Genomic DNA, 19,301 nt, shown 5'->3' with positions numbered 1-19,301 from the left:
TTTTTCTAATCATGCTAATAATGAGTAGCCAAATCCAGTGCCGATTAACATCACACACAGGATTTAATAAATGAGCCTTGCAGACCAGGTATTGGCCGTAAACGACGACTTGCCGATCCGTACCCAGCAAGCGGTACACAGCGGTAAGGTACGCTCCGTATACTGGCTAACCGCTGAAGATAGCCAGCGCTTAATCCAAGAAAAAGGGTATCAAGTAGCTAGTGATGCGCCGCTGGCCATTATGGTGATCAGTGATCGTATCTCTGCGTTTGATTGTATTTGGCACGGTGAGAGTGGAATGAAAGGCGTGCCCGGTAAAGGGGCGGCGTTAAATGCTATTTCTAATCATTGGTTTAAGCTGTTTAAAGAGCAAGGCTTAGCCGATAGCCATATTTTAGATATTCCCCATCCTTTTGTCTGGATAGTGCAAAAAGCCACGCCCATTAAGATTGAAGCCATTGCTCGCCAATATATTACTGGCTCAATGTGGCGCAGTTATGCCAAGGGGGAGCGAGAGTTTTGTGGCCTTCGCTTACCTGATGGCTTACAAAAAGATCAGAAACTTCCCCAGTTACTGATTACGCCCTCTACTAAAGGCATATTAACCGGCATTGCGGGAGTGCCAGAAGCGGATGATGTGAATATTAGCCGCCAAGATATTCAGGCCAACTTTAGTGCCTTTAACTTTAAAACAGCCGATGACATTAACGCCTATGAGCGTTTATTAGCCGAGGGTTTTGCGGTTATTGAACAGGAATTAGCTAAACTCGGTCAAATTTTTGTGGATACCAAATTTGAATTTGGTTATGTCACTGATGCCAATGGCCAAGAACAACTGATTTATATGGATGAGGTGGGAACGCCAGATTCTTCAAGAATTTGGGATGAAGCGGCTTATCAAGCAGGACAAATAGTAGAAAACTCAAAAGAAGAGTTTCGCCAAATGTTGCTTAATCATTTTCCAGAACCCGATATTTTACTAAATAAAGAGCGTATGGCAGAGCGAGAAGCCCTCGCCAAACATAACGCTTTGCCCGTGAGTGCATTAATGGCCGTATCTGACACTTATATTAAGCTAGCAGAGAAAATAACCGGTCAAAAAATAGTATTATCCGCTAATCCTAAAGCCGATATTATTACTATTTTACGCGAGCAATATGACTTAATCGTTTAGTAAGTGCCACTCACCAATAAAAAAGCCCAGTTTACTGGGCTTTTTTAGTATTCATTCTGGTTAGAATTAGCGGGTACCAAATACCACTATGGTTTTTCCATGAGCAGAAATAAGATTTTGCTCTTCTAACATTTTCAAGATACGGCCCACGGTTTCACGAGAGCAACCGACAATTTGGCCGATTTCTTGGCGAGTGATCTTAATTTGCATGCCATCCGGATGGGTCATAGCATCGGGCTGGCGCGCTAAACTCAGCAGTGTTTCAGCAATACGACCTGTGACATCTAAAAAAGCCAAGTCGCCTACTTTTTGGCTGGTGGTTTGCAAACGTTCGGCCATTTGTGCTGACAAACGCATTAAAATTTCTGGGTTTACTTGAATGAGTTGGCGAAACTTCTTGTAAGAGATTTCGGCCACTTCACAAGGGGATTTAGCACGAACCCAAGCGGTGCGCAGTGGGTTGTCTGTGTCTTCAAATAGCCCCAGTTCACCAATAAAGTCTCCCTTATTTAAATAAGACAGGATCATTTCTTTGCCGTCTTCATCTTTAATCAGCACAGAGACCGAGCCTTTCACTATGTAGTACAGCGTCTCTGCTTTTTCGCCCGCATGGATCAAAGAGCTTTTAGCGGGATATTTATGAATATGGCAATGAGATAGAAACCATTCTAGGGTTGGATCACTTTGGGGCTTGCTAATAACCATTTCTTTACCTCTTAATTCCATTAATTAGCTCGGGGCTTTGGCCTAGCAAGCTGTCTAAGTTAAGTCTTCTCGACGACCTAGCATAAAAGGCTTAACTCATATCATCAAGGACTTAAGCTTTTATCCTACTCGTCGGCGCTAAATCAATAGGCTAATATAGCCATTTTGCTTGAGGTAATGATGAAAGCAACAGTGACATGGTTAGAAGGAATGCGTTTTGAAGGGCTATCTGAGTCGGGTCATAAAATCACGCTCGATGGCACTAATCCAGGACAAGGGGCCAGCCCTATGGAAGCAGTACTGTTAGGCGCGGGAGGCTGCAGTGCCATCGATGTAGTGTCTATTCTAGAAAAAAGTCGCCAAGCTATTACCGGTTGTGTAGTAGAGCTAAGTGCGACTCGCGCTGAGCAAGCGCCCCGCGTGTTTACGGATATTAATATGCATTTTGTGGTGACGGGGACTGAGCTGTCTGAAAAACACGTAGCGCGAGCCATTAGCTTATCTATGGAAAAGTATTGCTCTGTGATGAAGATGCTTGATAAAGCGCTTAGCGCCACCTCGTCTTATGAGATACATCCAGCATAATTAGTCGCAGCGCGCTGTGACAATGTTGGCCTATGATCCACATCAATAACCTTTGTTTTATTAGGGTTTATATTGTTAGCAATAAAGTGGTTGTGCACTCCTTTTGCAACAGAGGTAAGCCCTATGAATAAACAATTTACTCGAGTGGGTATAGGTATGGTATTGGCACTAGGCTTGAGCCAAGCCGCCCTTGCTAGCCCGCGTAATGAGCCAATACAACCTATTCCCCAAGCTACCATTACTAATGGCGCTATGGTTGAACTGGGTAAAAAGCTATTTTTTGATCCCAGATTATCCAAGTCAGGCTTTATTTCTTGTAACTCTTGCCACAATTTATCCATGGGCGGGACCGATAATATTAAAACCTCCATTGGCCATAATTGGCAGCAAGGACCCATTAACTCGCCCACGGTATTAAACTCAAGCCTTAACTTAGCGCAGTTTTGGGATGGTCGAGCCGCAAGCTTAAAAGAGCAAGCGGGCGGACCTATCGCCAACCCGGGTGAAATGGCCTTTACCCACGAGTTAGCGGTGGATGTGTTGCAGTCTATCCCAGGCTATGTGGCAGACTTTGCCCAAGTATTTGGTAAGGAATCTCTTAATATCGATATGATCACCGATGCTATTGCAGCCTTTGAAGAAACACTAGTAACGCCTAATTCTGATTTTGACTTATGGCTAAAAGGCGACGATAACGCCTTAACAGCCCAGGCTTTAGCCGGTTATCAGCTTTTTAAAGACAGTGGCTGTGTTGCTTGTCATAACGGGCCAAATGTCGGCGGTACTTCTTATCAAAAAATGGGCGTGATTGAGCCTTATCAGTCGGCGTCTACAGAAGTAGGGCGAGCAGCGGTGACGGGTAAAGACGCGGATCGCTTTTTATTTAAAGTCCCGACCCTGCGCAACGTTGAGCTAACCTATCCCTACTTTCATGATGGTGAAGCATCAACGCTAGAAGAGGCGGTCGATATTATGGGGCGCTTACAATTAGGGCGCGTGTATTCAGAGCAAGAAATTGGCCAAATAGTGGCGTTCTTAAAGTCATTAACCGGCGAGCAGCCACGCTTTGAATTACCTATCTTGCCGCCCTCTACCAACGCAACACCTAAGCCAATCCCGTTTGGTTAGCTAAGCACGATACGTAAATGATAAAAAGCCCAGCATATTAAGCTGGGCTTTTGCATTGTTCGATTCCCTAATCCCTAATCTAGCGTATTTTCCCTGTTTCTAATAAGCGCTCTAACATGGGGCGCAAAATTAGCTCCATCACAAAACCTACCTTGCCGCCTGGCACCACTATGGTATTGCGTCGTGACATAAAAGAGCCGTCGATCATGGCCAGCAAATAGGGATAGTCGACATTTTTAATACCGCGAAAGCGGATCACCATCATGCTCTCATCGGCGCTAGGGATAACTTTGGCACTAAAAGGATTAGAGGTATCAACAGTAGGAATGCGCTGAAAATTAATATGAGTTCGTGAAAACTGCGGTGTAATAAAATTAATGTAGTCTTCCATCGAGCGCACGATAGAGTCGGTGACTGCTTCTCTAGAATGTCCGCGCTCGGCAGTATCGCGGATCAATTTTTGGATCCACTCTAAATTAACGATAGGCACCATGCCGATCAATAGATCCACATGTTGCGCCACGTTATGCTCATCGGTGACCACACCGCCGTGTAAGCCTTCATAAAACAATAAATTAGTGTCGCTGGGTAATTGCTGCGAAGGCGTAAAGGTGCCGGGCATTTGATTAAAAGGCACAGCTTCGTCAAAGGTGTGTAAGTAACGGCGAAATTGTCCGGTACCTGTGTCACCGTATTTTTTAAAAAAGTGCTCTAGCAGTTCAAAATCATTGGCTTCAGGGCCAAAATAACTGATATGTCTGCCTTGCTCGCGCGCACGGCGAATAGCGACATCCATCTCGGGTCGAGTATAGCGATGAAAACTATCACCCTCTAACATGGCCGCTTTTACGCCAAGCTGAGCAAACATGGATTGAAAGACCTCGGTGGAGGTCGAGGTGCCGGCACCCGAGGAACCGGTCACCGCGATAATGGGGTGCTTGGCAGACATAAAGAACCTTAAATGAGTAAACTGTGAATGTTTATACGCAAAGGGCTAGGGCTAGGTCAAGGCGTGTTACGCAGATGGCTAGCCGGCACTATGTTAACGCTTTCATGTAATTCACTGTAGACGATGAGCGCCTCTCCTGATTTAAGTTGCTGTTTAACCTGAATAACTTTTTCTGATAAGGAGATATCTTCCCTACCGTATTCGGTGCCCTCGCGCAGTACAAATTGTTCAATTAAGTTATCTAGTGTGTCGGAATTTAAGTCAGTAAAGGGAATAATCATGCGTTCTCCAAATAAGGGGGCCATTGCTGGGCAAGCCAGTGAGGAACCTTTTGCTCTAGCCAATAAAGGGGGGCCCAGGGCGTGCCGTAAATAAAGCCCACATGGCCACCGTGTTGGCTTAGCTCATAAGTAATAGCAGGAGAAAGATCGCTCGCATCGGGGATCGCTGCATCATTCATAAAAGGATCGTCGGCGGCATGCAACATTAAGGTGGGCGTGCTGATTTTATCTAATAAAGATAAGCCCGAGCATTGGTGATAATAATCTTCAGCATCTTTAAAGCCATGAATGGGCGCGGTAATGCGATCATCAAATTGGCGTAAACTTTTTATCTGATACGGTTTCACTTCCGACTGATGTTGGGGGTGGCGGCGAAGGCGTTGCTGCCAATTAAAGAGCATGCGCTTTAATAAATAATGCTGATAGGCGCGAGATAAGCCTTTATTAATACGGGTGGCGCTGGCAGAAAGCGCCAATGGCGCCGAGATAATGACCGCCGCACACAGCGTATTATTAGGGTGCTTAGCTAAGTAGTTAACGAGCATATTCCCCCAAGCGAATAACCAATGGCGGCAATGGCGCGCTCGGGGTAGCGTTGGCGCAATAGCGTTAGTAAATAATGCGGGTCTTCAATTGCACCGCAATGATAAGCTTGTAAATAGCGATTGGGCTCGCCGCTACAGCCTCTAAAGTGCATCAACACACACTGCCAGCCCTGTTGCTGGATAGCAGCCATCATGCCTTGAATATAATGAGAGTCGATATTGCCCTCTAAGCCATGAAATAACACCACCAGCGGCTTATGGTCCCCTTGTTCAGGTAATCCCCATGCCAGATCGACAAAGTCGCCATCTGGCAGCTCAAGGCGTTCTTTACGAAAGCCAATACCATTAGGGTGTAACACTTTAGCCAATATGGTTTGCAGATGAGCACTGCGCGCCCACCAAGGAGCATGAAATTTACTGGTATGTATCATATTGCGGGTGATAACTCCTAACCGAGCGGCGATGGCATTAATAAGAAAGTGTGACGTTGACTGTCGATTAAATTAGCATTATTTAGCCATAAAGTACTGGGCGAGGCGGGCAAAATCGAGTAAAACAGCGCCTTTCTACTGCTCTTTTTTCGAGTTGCCTATGGATTTTGCACTCTTGATCTCGGTGGCGGGCTTTGCCTTTGCCTCCTGCGCCACGCCCGGCCCTAATAATATGCTATTAACCCACAGTGCTGCGCGCGCTGGTTATGGAGCTAGCTTAAAATTATTACTGGGGATCATGCTGGGTTTGCAATTGTTGCTCTTACTGTCGGCGTTGGGGCTCAGCCAGCTTTTTTTTTCGTTGGCCGTTTATACAAGGGGCTTAAAAATACTTGGCAGTGGCTATTTGCTGTGGTTAGCATGGCAAATTGCTCGTACGCGTCCTGCTAGTAATGACGTTGGGAGTATGAATTGGCACCAAGGGATGGTATTTCAATTTATTAACCCTAAGGCCTGGGTAATGGCGCTCTTTGCAATGAGTGGCTTTACCTTAGCGGACGAGCAGTATTGACCCTCAGCTTGGCTTATACTGGCGGTCTTTTTAATACTAGGCCGTTACGGGTCATTTATGGACTTTTTTAGGATTAAAGCTGCGTGGCGGTTTGTGCCAAGCTAATGATTGGCGACGTTTTAATCAAGGCATGGCATTATTAACCGCCGCCAGTGTGTTAATGATCTGGTTTTAATAGATTTTTAAGCTTCTTTTGTGACAGTTGTACTCAATAACAGGTAAAGTCACGAAGTTTTCGTTCACACCATAAAGGTTGTCATGGTTTTAGACACTGATTTATTTAAAGACATTCGCCCGTATCGGGACGAAGAAGTCGCCGGCGCTATTCAGCGCTTGATCCACGACGATGAGTTTGTAGGCGCCATTGCTAAATACCGTTTTTCTACTTTGTCCGGTATTGGTGGCCCTATTATTAGAGCCTTAATTCGTCTTTATTTAAGCTGGCGCTGGCGCAAGCTTAAAAGTGTGCGCCAAATTCAGCTGGAAGTGGCCAGCTACATGGAAAAAATGATCACCAGCACCACGCAAGGCGTCACCTATTCTGGCTTAGATCAACTCGATCCCAGTCAAGGCTACGTCTTTATCTCTAACCACAGAGATATTGCCATGGATCCGGCGTTTGTAAACTGGGGCTTACACAGTCATGGCTTAGATACGGTGCGCATTGCTATTGGCGATAATTTACTACGCAAACCCTGTGCGGCCGAGTTAATGAAGCTAAATAAAAGCTTTGTCGTTAAACGCTCAGCCAAAGGGCCTCGCGAGATGATGAAGGCCTTTAGCGAGCTATCGGCTTATTTGCGCCATTCCATTGATGAGCAACAGTCTATTTGGATTGCGCAAAAGGAAGGGCGAGCTAAAGATGGCAATGATAAAACCGATCCCGCTATTTTAAAGATGTTTTATATGGAAGGTAAGCGACAAAAGATCCCCTTTGCCGACTATATTAAAACCCTTAATTTAGTGCCGGTAGCCATTTCTTATGAATACGATCCCGGCGATCAAGCTAAGGCGCGTGAGCTCGCGGCTAAAGAAGAGCTAGGCGCTTATGAAAAGCGCGAATTTGAAGACGTAGAAAGCATAGTACAGGGCATAGTGGGTCAAAAAGGTCGCGTGCATGTGGCTTTTGGCCAGCCATTAGTCGGGGACTTTGAAACAGCCGATCAACTGGCTGAAGAAATTGATAAGCAAATTTATGCCAACTATCATTTATTCCCCAGCAATATATTAGCCGCCGGCCAACCTTTAGCCCGCGAGCTCACTGCTAATGATGCTAATGCGGCAAAAGAGTTTGAGCGCTACATGCAAGATATTCCTCCCGAGCTAAAAGCGCGGGTTTTAGCCATGTATGCTAAGCCGGTGCTTAATCAAGCCGGTGCGCTCAATGCGCCAAGCGAACCCGAGCCACTGCTTTCCTCTGTGGAGTCGCTGCCGTTAGTTGAATAATGCTGGCGGCTCGCCCACTCATAATCTCGCCCACTCATCATACTGAGTGGGCTTTTTTATAAGCAAGATGACTGGGGCTTTAGGCAGTAGGGGGCGTAAAATGCACTCTGTCTCTGCCAGCACGCTTAGCTTCATATAAACAGTCGTCGGCGCGCTTGGTTAAGCTTTCTGCACTATCTGTACTTTGTACTTGGGCCACGCCGCCACTGATGGTGATTTCGCCCACTTCCTTAAAGTAATGATGACGAACTTTATCTATTAATAGCTCGGCCAAATGCACGGTTTGCTCTAAATTGGTTTCAAAACAGATAACTAAAAACTCTTCACCGCCCCAGCGGCAAATAATATCCACTTGGCGCAGGTTATTTTTTAACAGCTGACTTAGCTCCACTAACACCTGATCACCCACCAGATGCCCATAGTTATCATTTACTTTTTTAAAATGGTCGATATCAAATAGAATAATGGATAAAGGATGCTGGTAACGCTGGGCACGCTCTACCTCATTTTTTAAATTTAGTCCGTTGCGATTAGTCAGCTGAGTAAGCGCATCGGTATGCGCCATGTGATTGAGCCGCTCATTGAGGGCATTTAAACGACGCATCCAATAGCTACTCGTAATAATTACCGCCAGCAGCAAGGCGCCTAATAGATAAGCAAAGCTATAATCGGTTATTACCTCTTGAGTCACTTGCAAATTAAGATGGCGGTCTAGTATGGCTTGCGTTTCTTGAGGGCTAATACTGGCAATACCTCGGTTTAGAATATTACGTAGCGTTTCTTCAGACTTGATAACACCTATACGCAGATGGTTTTCATAACCTGGTAATTGGCCAGAGACTTTAAGGTTGTACCAGCCGGCACTTTTTAAAGTACGGGCTGCCACAATTAGGGAGCGTACCGTTAAGTCTACTTTGCCTTCTGATACTAACTGCGTGCCTTCATCTTCATTTTCGGTATAAACAATTTTAAGATTTGGGAAGTCTTGGGCAAACATCTCTGCCATATTGCTGCCATTTAATAAGGCAATCGAAGTGTTATTGAGAGAGCTAACATCTGAGATAAAGGGGTGCTCGTCTCGAGTAATTAATACATTGGGATCTTCTAGTAAGGGCTCAGTAAAAATAAGCCATTTCTCGCGCTCAGGCGTGGCATTAAGGGAGCTAATGGCAAGGCAGCGGCCGTCTTTAGACGCTTGAATACTTTCTTCCCAGGTATGGGTGGGGTAGAGCACAATATTTAGGCCGGTTTTGTTGGCTAGTAGCGTCATTAAGTCAGCCACTATGCCGATATGTTCTTGATTAGCATTTAACCCTTCAAACGGTAGCCAGTCGGGATTAACGCAAAACGATACTTGAGGATGCACGCTTAAATAAGCGCGTTCAGTGACGGTTAATTGGGCGGGGCTTGCCAGTGATTTAATGGAGCCACCTAAAAATAATAATAGGCCAAGCCCAACCCACAATGGCAAAAAGCGATGAGATATCACCCAGCGCTGCAAGACGCCAAAGTGCAATAAGAATGACATGTCGATATAAGCCAAGTTGCTGGGGATAAATCTATTTTGATGTTAAGAGATTATATTTCAAATGTTAACGTTTGGTTTTGCAAGCTAGTTAACAAAACCACACGTTAATGAGCAGAGATTATTAAGTATGCGCGATTTTTATCGCTGGGCTTATTACTAGACTTCCCTCTTCTAGTATCCATTGTTTAGGCTGGCAGCGCATTAATAGTCGTAACGGACGCGCCGTAGGCACTTGCAATACGACCTCTAACAAGTCGCCTCTTAATAACAGACTGTTAATAGCGATGACCTGCTCGTTTAACCAAGCGTGGCCAGTCACCTCTTGGTATTTTTGCTTAAGGGTAATTTTATACTGATCCCCACTTTCACTTTGCCATTGCCAGGTGCCGGCAATTTTTGCCGGAATTAGCCATTTATAAAGTTTAACATTGCCACATTGGCGTTGATGATCTGGCTTCCAGTCGCCCATATTAAACGCATGAGACACCACCCGAGTACCGGGGCGCAATTCATCTAATAAACGCGGCCGCAGTTTAATATTAACAATATCCAGTAAATACAAGGTCACTACCGTGGCATCGCTAAAATCGGCTTCTAATAAGTCTTCATTTAAAAAGTGCACTTGTTGTTCTACACCACTGTGTTGAGCATATTCCATGGCTTCTATAATGCGCCTTGGATCCATGTCTATACCCACGCCGCGGGCATTACGCTCAAGAGCTGCGGCCACTAAAATTCGGCCATCGCCACAACCTAAGTCATATAAAGTGTCTTGGTTATTAATCTCGGCAAAGTCGAGCAGTGCCTGTACTATTTTTTCATCCGAGGGAATATAGGGCACATCTAAAATGATATCTGAGTCTTCACTGGCATAACCTTCAAAGTCGAGATCACTAAAGTCAGCGTCAGATAATGAGTAGTCATTAAGCTCATAGCCCAAATCCCTAAGCTCATCGATCATTTCATCATCAAGATTAAAATCTGAAGGGTTATACACAGGCACCACCTAATAATTTAATCAGCTAAAAATATGTCATTTCTATAAAGCAGCGGCTTTATAGAATAAGAGGACGAGCGTATTGTTAGTTGGATATGAATACCCTCACTTATCACTTTGTTTAAGCCATGCGAGATGTCCTGTTGCACTTGGGTCTTGGCCTAGAGTCTCGGCTAAGCGGGGTAGCAATGACTTAAGTTGCTCATCTAGCTTCCACGGCGGGTTTAAAATCATCATGCCTGAGCCATGCATGCCAAAATCTTGAGCTTGTTGTCTGACGCTTAACTCGGCACACAAGATATTATCAAAGCCGGTTTGTGCCAGCGCCGCTTTAAGGCTGGCACTGCGATCTACGTCTTTGGCTAATAAAGGATACCAGATAGCATAAATGCCAATCGGCCAGCGCTTATAGGCTTGAGCCATAGTCTCGGCTAGGGTCTGGTAATCTTCTTTTAGCTCATAGGGCGGGTCTATTAATACTAAGCCGCGCTTGGGCGTGGGTGGCAAAAGACCAATTAAGCCGGTAAAACCGTCGGTATGGTGAATAGTGGGGCCTTTGCTGCGATTGCTGTAGTGTTGGGCCAAGCGGCGTCCTTGAGGAGCCATATTCTCGCGTAATTGTGCTACTTCGTTATTGTGCAGCTCCATTAGTGTCAGGCTATCTTGAGGGCGCTTAAAATACTCGGCGACTTTGGGCGAACCGGGATAAAAGTCCAAAGTATCGGCGGGCGCTTGCATGGTCTCGTTGATGGCGGTGATAGCGCCAAAGTAGCCGGCCAGCTCGGGCCATTGCTCGCGGTGTTGCCATAAGAGCGCGATGCCCGTTAAATATTCAGATTTTTTTTGTGTCCATTCATGAGCCAATGCGTAGCCACCGGCACCGGCATGGGTATCGATATAACTAAAGCCTTTATCTTTGATAGATAAAGCCTCTAAAATTAATGACTGTACCGCGTGTTTAAGCACATCTGCGTGATTGCCCGCATGAAAACCGTGACGATAACTAAGCATATAAGTCCATATATAAAATCAAGAAAAACCATTTAACCCGCAAGTTTTGCCTGCCATAAGGCTGCTTGAGGAACCTTTAGTAACACAAGATAAGCCATTAAGCCGCCCGTGGACTGAGAGGGTATCCGTGCTGGTAGTGCCTGAATAAGGGCGTGTTGTTGCCAGCGTTCAAGCGCTAATTCGTGGTGCAATAGCGCTGAGTAATCATTGTGACTTAGCTTGGGCTTAAGTTGGCGGCGCAGTGTGCGCCATTGGCTAAATAAGGTGCTGCGCTCTGCTACCACGCTTAATAACGGACTAGGGTCTAGCTTAACGCCTTGTGCTTCTAGCATGACTAACAGCAATAATAAATTTACGTTGGCATCATAGTCATCTTGTAGTTGCAAACAAGCCGCGGCCACGCCGGGTCGGGCATAATGTTGTTCACTAAACTGCCAAAACTGTTCGGCGCTCGGTATCTGCATGCTTTCCTCTTAGCGTTTGCCTATTCAGCTTCTAGCTCTTCTAACTGCTCTTGCAATTCTAACCATTGAGCTTCTGCTTGGGCTAACTCTTGTTGCACGGGCGCTTGCGCTTGCAGTAATTGCTGTAATTTGGTTTTTTGTTCGCTTTGATAGAGCTCAGGATCCGCCATAGCGGTTTCAATATCATTCAGCTGTTGCTGTAGCGACTCCATCTGCTTCTCTAATTTGGTAATGGCTTTGCGCAGCGGTTGGGTAAGTTGGCGCAGCTCTGCCTGGCGGCGTTTTTCGGCTTTGCGATTATTTGCCGAGTGTTCACCTGTGGTTGGCGTGCTAGTTGGTTGCTCGGCTTTATCTTTTGCAATTAGCCATTGATGATAATCGTCTAAGTCGCCGTCAAAGGGCTCCACCTTGCCATCATCTACTAAGTAAAATTCATCGGTGGTGGCGCGCAATAAGTGGCGGTCGTGAGAAACAATCACCATGGCGCCCTCAAAAAACTGTAGCGCCATAGTCAGCGCTTCACGCATATCTAAGTCTAAGTGGTTAGTCGGCTCATCGAGCAGCAGTAAATTAGGCTTTTGATAAACAATTAATGCCAGTACCAGTCGCGCCTTTTCACCGCCGGAAAACGGGCCCACCGGCTCTTTCACTTTATCGCCTTTAAAATCAAAGCCACCTAAATAATCGCGCAAGCTTTGCTCAGTTGCACTCGGGTCTAGGCGCCCTAAATGAGTGAGTGCCGACTCAGATAAGTCTAAACTCTCCAGCTGATGCTGAGCAAAGTAGCCTAAAGCAATGCCGCTGTTAGCGACTAACTTTCCCGATAAAGGAGCTAATTCGCCAGATAATAGCTTGATCAGCGTCGATTTGCCGGCACCGTTTCTGCCTAATAAACCAATCCGTGAGCCAGGCACCAGATTGAGCTTGATGTTAGATAAAATAATCTTATCGCCGTAACCTGCAGATAGCTTTTCCATGGTGATCAAAGGAATAGGTAAGCTGCTGGGTTCGAGAAATTTAAAGCTAAATGGTGAGTCAGCGTGAGCCGGTAAGATGCGCTCCATGCGCTCCATGGCTTTTAAACGGCTCTGTGCTTGTTTGGCTTTACTGGCTTTATAGCGAAAGCGATCTACGTATTCTTGCATATGGCTAAGCTCGCGCTGTTGCTTAGCAAACATGGATTGCTGTAGAGCGAGTTGTTCAGCACGCAGACGTTCAAAGTCGGAATAGTTGCCGGTATATTCATTAAGCTGCTGATTTTCTATGTGGATTACTCGGTTTACTACCGCATCTAAAAAATCACGGTCGTGAGAGATTAAAACTAAGGTGCCGGGGTAGCTTTTCAACCAACGCTCTAGCCAGATCACTGCATCTAAGTCTAAGTGGTTAGTGGGCTCATCAAGTAATAATAAGTCAGAACGACAAATGAGTGCTTGGCCTAAGTTAAGGCGCATGCGCCAACCACCAGAAAAATCACTGACTGGGCGGCTTTGGCTGTCATTACTAAAGCCTAAGCCGTGGAGTAACTCGGCGGCGCGAGCATGAATATGATAGCCGCCATGAGTGTCGAGTTTGCCATGGAGTTCGGCAATCTTAATGCCATCTTCTTGCTCCTCGGCAAGGGCGAGCTCGCGGCATAAACGCCGATATTCTTGGTCACCATCAATGACATAATCCAGTGCTGAGCACTCAAGGGCAGGCGTTTCTTGCGCCACACTTGCCAGCTGCCAATCGGCGGGTAAGTAAAACTGACCGTTATCTAGGCTAAGCTCGCCTTTAAATAAAGCAAATAGCGTTGACTTACCACAGCCATTTTTTCCGACTAGGCCCACTTTTTTGCCGGTATGAATGGTGGCGCTGGTGTCTTTTAACAGAGGGCGGCCGCCTCTGAGCAGTTCAATTTGGCTGAGGGTGATCATAAAATCTCAAATATATATGTCTAATAAGAAGGTATTTTACCCGTATTAATGGCGTTATTCTTAAGGATTAAGCCATTGACGGCAGGCTTGTTCAAATTCGCTTACTGAGCCTAAGCCATACGCTTGTACCAGCGCGTTTAAGTCCGGCGTTTTTGCTAAATCTCGTAATATCATCAGCAAGGAAATTTGGCGCTTAACATCTGCGGGAGGCAGCGCAAAACGGGCTGCAAACTCAATTTCTTGCTCGGCGCTTAAGCTAAAATTGACTAGGTTAGCACTCAACATTTGCTGTAAGGGGGACAAGGCTGCGCCACGGGCGCGGGTGTTGAGTGCAATGGGAGTATGGCGCTGTAATTCATCGTGGATCACGCGGCATAAGCGCCCATGCGCGCCTTGCCACTCAAGGCACTCAGTCCAACTTGCTAAACGCGCAGCTCCGGCCACCAATAAAGGGGCTGCTAATAATAAGCCTGCCTGTTTAGGCTGTGCTAAGCGCGGCGAAAAGGCCAAGCGGCTAACGCAACTCATCGCTAAGGTATGCCAGCTAAATAAGGTATCGGCGGGTAAAAATACGGCGTCTTCTTTGCCCAATAGATAGTAATGGGGGCCAAGTTGAAGCAGGCCTGCACCTTGGTGCACAATAAATAGCAAGCCTTTAAAGTGGCGCTGGCGTTTGCCAGCCATTAAGTGCGCTGGCTCAAGAAGCTGGTAGTCAATACTGTATTGGGCAACTGTGGTCATTGTGATCGGTTCATTTTTGGCGGAGAATTTAAAACAAGGTTGAATGTGCAGGACAGAACACCATGGTAACCCGTCGTAAAAAACGTTTTATTGCTGGGGCGCAATGCCCTAAGTGTCATGAAATAGATACCATGATGCTGTATCTGGAGCAGGGTGTCGAGAAAGTCGAATGTGTGAGTTGCGGCCATCATCAAAGCCAAACCGATGATCAAGTCAGCCAAGCCAGTCAGGGTGAGGTCATTGGTCTTTTTAAACCCGATTAAGCAGTATATCAATGTAAAGGGTGCGGTTAAAAGTAATGCCTTTATGGGGGTGGCACATTTAAACCCTATGAGCCATCCTGTATGCTATTACAAATTTTATTAGCAGGTTATTTCATGAGCATTTCTGACAATACGGTGGTCACCTTAGACTTCACCGTTACTAATATTGACGGTGAAGTTCTCGACACCACAGAAGATAAACAGCCGTTAGAATATATACACGGTACCGGTTATTTAGTTTCTGGCTTAGAAGAAGAGCTAGAAGGAAAGGAGGTAGGCGATAGTTTTAATGTGACGCTGCGCCCCGACCAAGCTTACGGTGAGCGTGATACTAGCTTGATCCAATCGGTACCCGGTGAACTATTTGATGGCATGGAAGTAGCTGAAGGCGATACCTTTGTGGCAGAAACCGATGATGGCCACCGTCCAGTGACCATTATTGAAGTGGCTGAAGAGTCAGTAACAGTAGACGGTAATCATCCTCTCGCAGGCATGACGCTCACCTTTAACGGAGTTGTGCGTGCGACTCGCGCCGCCACTGCAGAAGAGTTAGAGCATGGTCATGTGCATGGCGCCCACGATCATGACGAGCACGACGGCTGCTGTGATCATCATCACTAACAGTAGTGGTTGAGCTTAATCAATAAAAAAGGCGCACGGCGCCTTTTTTATGGATCTTATTTCCTAGCTAGCACTTATTAATAGTGAGGCGGGCGTTCATCAGCTTGAGAAGATGAGCTAGCGGGCTGCATGTCTTTAAGGCGCTCGACCATAATAGTGAGCTGTGCTTGCAGCTTAGCGGTATGGGCCCCTTGCGCGCTGAGCTCTTGGTGTAACTGCTCTATGGTGTCATCTTGAAAAGCCAGCCGAGTTTCTAATTGTTCTAAGCGCGCCAATATTTCACTATTCATGCTTATGTTCCTTGAAAGTAATGCGCCACGTTTCCCCCAGTCCAGCTGAGCTCACACTATATAAGTGGTCGGTGTCTAAAAACGCGACATCATACACAATCGCGCTTGCGGGTCGTAATTTGGTGTGAGTGCCCACTTGCCATTCTTGTAATAATTCACCGCTATCTAATTGCCATAACTCTAAGCGCCGTGAGGTACTACCGGTTAGCATTCTATTATGCGCGGCATCTAAGCGAGCACTAACAAAGGTTTGTCCGCGATAGGGCACTTGTAGCTTGCTTAGCAGCTGGCCTGAAGGAATGGCGTGTACTTCTCCTTGCCCCTGAGCGTTAGCACTAAAAGCGAGCTGTCCTTGGGGATCTAAGCGCACCACAGTAATGTTTTGCTCCTGATGCCATTGGCTAAGTAGTTGGGCGTCTGTGGTTTGCCACAGTAATACTTGACCATCTAAACTGCCGCTTAATGCATAACGGCCATTAGCAGAAAGATCGACGGCATTAATGCGATTATCGCCGGCCACACTTTGATGGCCCATAAATAGCAAACGCCGACCCGTTTGTAGATCTATAAATTCCACCGTACCGTTTTGATAGCCTAATAAAAGGCTAGCGGCATTATTACTCAAGCTTAAGGTACGCAGTGACTCAGTTAGCTCATAAAAGCCGAGGTTTTTCCCCTCTGTTAATGACCATATGGCAACGGTGGAGTCAGTAGCAGTGGCTGCAAACTGACTATCAGGAGAGCTAGCAAGTAAGGTGATGGCATCGTTAGACTCGCCCTGATACCACTGATAGAGAGGCGCCTCTTGCTCGGGGCGCCATACTTGTACGGGCTGGGGCCGGTTGAGATGATACTAAATTTTCCATCAGCGGTGGTTTGGGCGGCCACAATGCTACCTTTAGAAAATTTATGCCGTTCAAGAGGCTTAGTTTGGCTATCACAGCCCATAATGGGTAAAAAAGTGACGCATAACATGGCCAGCAGCACGGGAGTCGCTAATTTTATCAGTTTAGGCTTTCGCATCGGTAAGGGGACACGTTAGTATAGGTTCGGATTTATAAGCATCTCATTTTCCATGGGATTTTTCCCCTATTCTGGAGCTAATAATGAAAAAACTGTTACAAGTCAGTTTACTTGCCTCTGCGGTAATAATGGGCCTGAGTGGTTGTAATGACGATAAGGCGACTAACGCGCCCGCGGTTGAGAAAAAAGCTGCTGCCACTCAAGAGCGCTCTGCCAGTGATTTGAGCAGCTTTGAAGCTAAGTCTGCTTATGCCATCGGTTTATCTATGGGTCGCTATATTGGCTCTACCTTAGAAAAGCAGCAAGAACTGGGTGTGGATCTGGATAACGACACTATTTTAGAAGGTGTACGTGACGGCTTTACCGATAAAGGCAGCATGAGCGATGAAGAAATTCAAGAAGCGCTGATGGCTTACGATACCCATATTAATGAGCTAATCGAGACTCAAGCTAAAGAAGAAGCTGATAAAAACTTAGCTGAAGGTGAGAAGTTTTTAGCCGAGAACGCAAAGCGCGATGGCGTAAAAGTCACTGAGTCTGGCTTACAGTATGAAGTGTTAAGTGAAGGCAAAGGCGATAAGCCAAAAGCAGAAGACGTTGTCACAGTCCACTATGTGGGTACGCTCATCGATGGCACCGAGTTTGATAGCTCCATCGCCCGTGGTGAGCCAACGAGCTTCCCACTTAACCAAGTGATCCCCGGTTGGACCGAAGGCGTACAACTGATGCCAGTTGGCGCTAAGTACAAGTTTGTGATCCCTTCTGAATTAGCTTACGGCGAAAATGGCGCCAGCACTATTCCGGGCAATGCGGTATTAGTTTTTGAAGTTGAGCTATTAGAGATAGAAGCCAGCGAACAAGATGCGGCTGCTACTAACGCACCAAGTGAAGAAAAAGCAGCGGCAACTAAAGATGACACAAATGCTGAATCTGGAGCCGATAACGCTGCTGAAGACGCGAAAGAGTCTAAAGAATCAGCTGAAAAAGCCGAGGCCGACACAGCGCAAGACGCTGCTAAACCTGCGACTGAATAATAAGTCACCTTACTCATTGAGTAACAGTGAGCATGATTAAAAGCGGCGCCTAGGGCGCCGTTTTTAATGGAGCATAAAATGTCGTCCAAACCTTATCTTCAATAATGAGTTGTTCTTTTTGCGCTTTAGATAAGCGTTTAAGTTTTATTTCTAATTTAAGCGCCTCAGAATGACTAGCAACGGGTTTATTCCACACTAATTGTGCGGGGCGCCGCGCCCAAACGTAGCGAGACGCGCGCGAGCGTTGTTGATTATGCTCGTGACAGCGACGCTGTGGATCTAAGCTAATACCCGCATAAAGACTGCCATCAACGCAGCGTACTAAATATAAATACCAAGTAGGTTTAGCAGTATTAAAAGAAGAAGTGGCCATATGCAAAGCCATTAATCATAGCAAAGGTCTAATGTTGGCCTCGCAACCAAAAGATAGCCGTTATTTTTTGCTTTCAAGTTCTACCCACTCGGTTTGTGGCGCATAGCATAAGTCTTGAGTACAACCTTGGTACTGGACTTTCACTTTAGCGCCATCATTTATATGGCTCAGCGGCAAATTAAGCGTAAAAGACTCGTTATATACTTGGCTTTCACCATAGTAAATATCTTGGTGAGGCGTTCCTGGCGGCAGTTGCCATTTGCCAAACTCGACTTGCTCGGGAGTAATAATGAGTTGCTGGCGATAAAGATAATAGCCTGGTGCAACGTTAAAGCTCAGGAGTAAGGCCTCTGCCGTTTGCTGTGAGTCTAGGCTAAATGCTTGCTCTGGCGTTAAAAATTCACTTTGCTGCGCCTCATTAGCGTCTTTGGCGCTAAACCAAGAAAATAAGCCAGCGTGCGCTACGTTAGTCACTAAGGTAAGAGAAAATAAACTGGATAAAAACAATCGTTTACAAGAAATAGTGCGGGCACTAAGACTTAACATCATCACATCACCTCATACACCATTAGCTAAGAGCAGCACTATATCTTGCCCTTTAGACAAAAGCATTGGCTTTGTTTATTTGAAAAGTGGGCGCTTTATCCCCATTATCATGGTTTAACCCCAAACAAGTACCACTGGGTACAAGATGAGGATGGAGTGGGTAAAGTTTTTTTAGTATTTGTAGCAGCGACGCTACTAGAGATATTCGTATTTATTGAAGTAGGCGCAGCGCTTGGCACTTGGAGTACCATAGCGTTAATTTTATTGAGTGCTATCGTGGGTTTGAGTTTAGTGCGCATTCAAGGTTTTTATACCTTAATGGAAGTGCAGCGCAAGATAAGTGCAGGTGAGCCGCCGGCTAAAGAGGTACTGGCGGGCATTATGCTAGCACTCAGTGGTGTGCTATTAGTATTGCCTGGTTTTGTCTCGGATATCCTAGGCTTAGTGTTACTACTGCCACCCGTGCGACATTGGTTAGTAGAGCGCTGGTTAAGTAAAGTGGTGCTACATAGCCAAACTCAAGGTCATACCTTTAGTGGCGAGTTTCATCGTACAGATACCCCCAACCATGAGCGGTTATCTGAGGATGCCGGCACTACCTTTGAAGGGGATTTTGAGCGTAAAGACCCCGAGCCATAATTAATAACTGAGTAAGCAGGCCAATAAGCCTGCTTTT

At 46.1% G+C, this 19,301-nt stretch carries 21 protein-coding genes and 2 pseudogenes; 9 read left to right on the top strand and 14 right to left on the bottom strand.

Annotated elements, in window-relative coordinates; all coding sequences use genetic code 11:
- Positions 1–70 precede the first annotated feature (70 nt).
- Entirely contained in the window at positions 71–1,174 is a 1,104-nt protein-coding gene (locus CBP12_RS07390) for a phosphoribosylaminoimidazolesuccinocarboxamide synthase (RefSeq protein ID WP_086963856.1), read from the top strand.
- Between the two features lie 66 nt (positions 1,175–1,240).
- On the opposite strand, the gene crp is transcribed toward CBP12_RS07390, so the two are convergent.
- Entirely contained in the window at positions 1,241–1,879 is a 639-nt protein-coding gene (crp, locus tag CBP12_RS07385; RefSeq protein WP_086963855.1) for a cAMP-activated global transcriptional regulator CRP, read from the bottom strand.
- Between the two features lie 180 nt (positions 1,880–2,059).
- Between crp and CBP12_RS07380 the strand changes: the two genes are divergently transcribed.
- Both CBP12_RS07380 and CBP12_RS07375 read left to right on the top strand, forming a co-directional pair.
- Positions 2,060–2,464 carry an OsmC family protein gene (locus CBP12_RS07380; protein WP_086963854.1) on the top strand — a complete coding sequence of 135 codons (405 nt, stop codon included), beginning with the start codon at positions 2,060–2,062 and terminating at the stop codon, positions 2,462–2,464.
- Positions 2,465–2,620: 156 nt separating this feature from the next.
- Complete coding sequence (locus tag CBP12_RS07375) at positions 2,621–3,592, top strand: cytochrome-c peroxidase (protein ID WP_086965459.1); 972 nt, start codon at positions 2,621–2,623, stop codon at positions 3,590–3,592.
- A gap of 79 nt (positions 3,593–3,671) precedes the next feature.
- Here CBP12_RS07375 and CBP12_RS07370 read toward each other — a convergent pair whose 3' ends face one another.
- The 3 genes and pseudogenes from CBP12_RS07370 to CBP12_RS07360 all read right to left on the bottom strand — a co-directional run bounded on the left by CBP12_RS07370 (position 3,672) and on the right by CBP12_RS07360 (position 5,798).
- Positions 3,672–4,541, bottom strand: coding sequence for a phosphoribulokinase (locus tag CBP12_RS07370; RefSeq protein ID WP_086963853.1), 870 nt, complete (start codon positions 4,539–4,541; stop codon positions 3,672–3,674).
- 56 nt (positions 4,542–4,597) lie between these two features.
- Positions 4,598–4,822, bottom strand: coding sequence for a YheU family protein (locus CBP12_RS07365; RefSeq protein ID WP_086963852.1), 225 nt, complete (start codon positions 4,820–4,822; stop codon positions 4,598–4,600).
- Positions 4,819–5,798, bottom strand: a pseudogene (locus CBP12_RS07360) (hydrolase). Before CBP12_RS07360 ends, CBP12_RS07365 begins: the two are co-directional and overlap by 4 nt.
- A gap of 160 nt (positions 5,799–5,958) precedes the next feature.
- Here CBP12_RS07360 and CBP12_RS07355 point away from each other — a divergent pair.
- Both CBP12_RS07355 and CBP12_RS07350 read left to right on the top strand, forming a co-directional pair.
- Positions 5,959–6,369, top strand: coding sequence for a LysE family translocator (locus CBP12_RS07355; protein WP_232455034.1), 411 nt, complete (start codon positions 5,959–5,961; stop codon positions 6,367–6,369).
- A gap of 258 nt (positions 6,370–6,627) precedes the next feature.
- Positions 6,628–7,815 carry a 1-acyl-sn-glycerol-3-phosphate acyltransferase gene (locus CBP12_RS07350; RefSeq protein WP_086963851.1) on the top strand — a complete coding sequence of 396 codons (1,188 nt, stop codon included), beginning with the start codon at positions 6,628–6,630 and terminating at the stop codon, positions 7,813–7,815.
- A gap of 79 nt (positions 7,816–7,894) precedes the next feature.
- Here the strand turns inward: CBP12_RS07350 and CBP12_RS07345 are convergent, their stop codons facing one another.
- The 6 genes from CBP12_RS07345 to CBP12_RS07320 form a co-directional block, all read right to left on the bottom strand.
- The gene (locus CBP12_RS07345) at positions 7,895–9,343 is read right to left on the bottom strand and encodes a diguanylate cyclase (protein WP_086963850.1); all 1,449 of its coding nucleotides are present in this window, start codon (positions 9,341–9,343) and stop codon (positions 7,895–7,897) included.
- Positions 9,344–9,464: 121 nt separating this feature from the next.
- Positions 9,465–10,340 (bottom strand): class I SAM-dependent methyltransferase, encoded by an 876-nt coding sequence (locus CBP12_RS07340; RefSeq protein ID WP_198341767.1) that lies wholly within the window; start codon positions 10,338–10,340, stop codon positions 9,465–9,467.
- Between the two features lie 105 nt (positions 10,341–10,445).
- Positions 10,446–11,351, bottom strand: coding sequence for a 23S rRNA (adenine(2030)-N(6))-methyltransferase RlmJ (locus CBP12_RS07335; protein ID WP_086963849.1), 906 nt, complete (start codon positions 11,349–11,351; stop codon positions 10,446–10,448).
- A gap of 32 nt (positions 11,352–11,383) precedes the next feature.
- Positions 11,384–11,815: a TIGR02444 family protein gene (locus CBP12_RS07330; RefSeq protein WP_232455033.1), complete on the bottom strand. Its 432-nt coding sequence runs from the start codon at positions 11,813–11,815 to the stop codon at positions 11,384–11,386.
- A 20-nt stretch (positions 11,816–11,835) separates the two neighbouring features.
- Positions 11,836–13,734 carry an ABC transporter ATP-binding protein gene (locus CBP12_RS07325; protein ID WP_086963848.1) on the bottom strand — a complete coding sequence of 633 codons (1,899 nt, stop codon included), beginning with the start codon at positions 13,732–13,734 and terminating at the stop codon, positions 11,836–11,838.
- Positions 13,735–13,794: 60 nt separating this feature from the next.
- Positions 13,795–14,475 carry a hypothetical protein gene (locus CBP12_RS07320; protein ID WP_086963847.1) on the bottom strand — a complete coding sequence of 227 codons (681 nt, stop codon included), beginning with the start codon at positions 14,473–14,475 and terminating at the stop codon, positions 13,795–13,797.
- A gap of 62 nt (positions 14,476–14,537) precedes the next feature.
- Between CBP12_RS07320 and CBP12_RS07315 the strand changes: the two genes are divergently transcribed.
- Together CBP12_RS07315 and CBP12_RS07310 are read left to right on the top strand one after the other, a co-directional pair.
- On the top strand, positions 14,538–14,738 hold the full coding sequence (locus CBP12_RS07315) for a YheV family putative zinc ribbon protein (RefSeq protein WP_086963846.1): 201 nt from the start codon (positions 14,538–14,540) through the stop codon (positions 14,736–14,738).
- A 114-nt stretch (positions 14,739–14,852) separates the two neighbouring features.
- Positions 14,853–15,359: an FKBP-type peptidyl-prolyl cis-trans isomerase gene (locus CBP12_RS07310; RefSeq protein ID WP_086965452.1), complete on the top strand. Its 507-nt coding sequence runs from the start codon at positions 14,853–14,855 to the stop codon at positions 15,357–15,359.
- Between the two features lie 77 nt (positions 15,360–15,436).
- On the opposite strand, the gene CBP12_RS07305 is transcribed toward CBP12_RS07310, so the two are convergent.
- Together CBP12_RS07305 and CBP12_RS13735 are read right to left on the bottom strand one after the other, a co-directional pair.
- Positions 15,437–15,649, bottom strand: coding sequence for a SlyX family protein (locus CBP12_RS07305; protein WP_086963845.1), 213 nt, complete (start codon positions 15,647–15,649; stop codon positions 15,437–15,439).
- Entirely contained in the window at positions 15,642–16,274 is a 633-nt protein-coding gene (locus tag CBP12_RS13735; RefSeq protein ID WP_232455032.1) for a WD40 repeat domain-containing protein, read from the bottom strand. The genes CBP12_RS07305 and CBP12_RS13735 overlap by 8 nt, the downstream gene beginning before the upstream one ends.
- A gap of 481 nt (positions 16,275–16,755) precedes the next feature.
- Between CBP12_RS13735 and fkpA the strand changes: the two are divergent.
- Positions 16,756–17,535, top strand: a pseudogene (gene fkpA / locus CBP12_RS07295) (FKBP-type peptidyl-prolyl cis-trans isomerase); the annotation flags it as partial.
- A gap of 220 nt (positions 17,536–17,755) precedes the next feature.
- Here fkpA and CBP12_RS07290 read toward each other — a convergent pair.
- A complete protein-coding gene (locus CBP12_RS07290) occupies positions 17,756–18,079 on the bottom strand; it encodes a GIY-YIG nuclease family protein (protein WP_086963843.1) in 324 nt (107 codons plus the stop codon).
- A gap of 60 nt (positions 18,080–18,139) precedes the next feature.
- Entirely contained in the window at positions 18,140–18,628 is a 489-nt protein-coding gene (locus CBP12_RS07285; RefSeq protein WP_086963842.1) for a protein-disulfide reductase DsbD domain-containing protein, read from the bottom strand.
- Between the two features lie 42 nt (positions 18,629–18,670).
- Between CBP12_RS07285 and CBP12_RS07280 the strand changes: the two genes are divergently transcribed.
- Positions 18,671–19,264: an FxsA family protein gene (locus CBP12_RS07280; RefSeq protein WP_232455031.1), complete on the top strand. Its 594-nt coding sequence runs from the start codon at positions 18,671–18,673 to the stop codon at positions 19,262–19,264.
- The last annotated feature ends 37 nt before the right edge of the window (positions 19,265–19,301 follow it).

Source organism: Oceanisphaera avium (assembly GCF_002157875.1).
GTDB lineage: Bacteria > Pseudomonadota > Gammaproteobacteria > Enterobacterales > Aeromonadaceae > Oceanimonas > Oceanimonas avium.
Note: the sequence above shows the minus strand (reverse complement) of the source record. Positions and strands in the feature narration are given on the sequence as shown.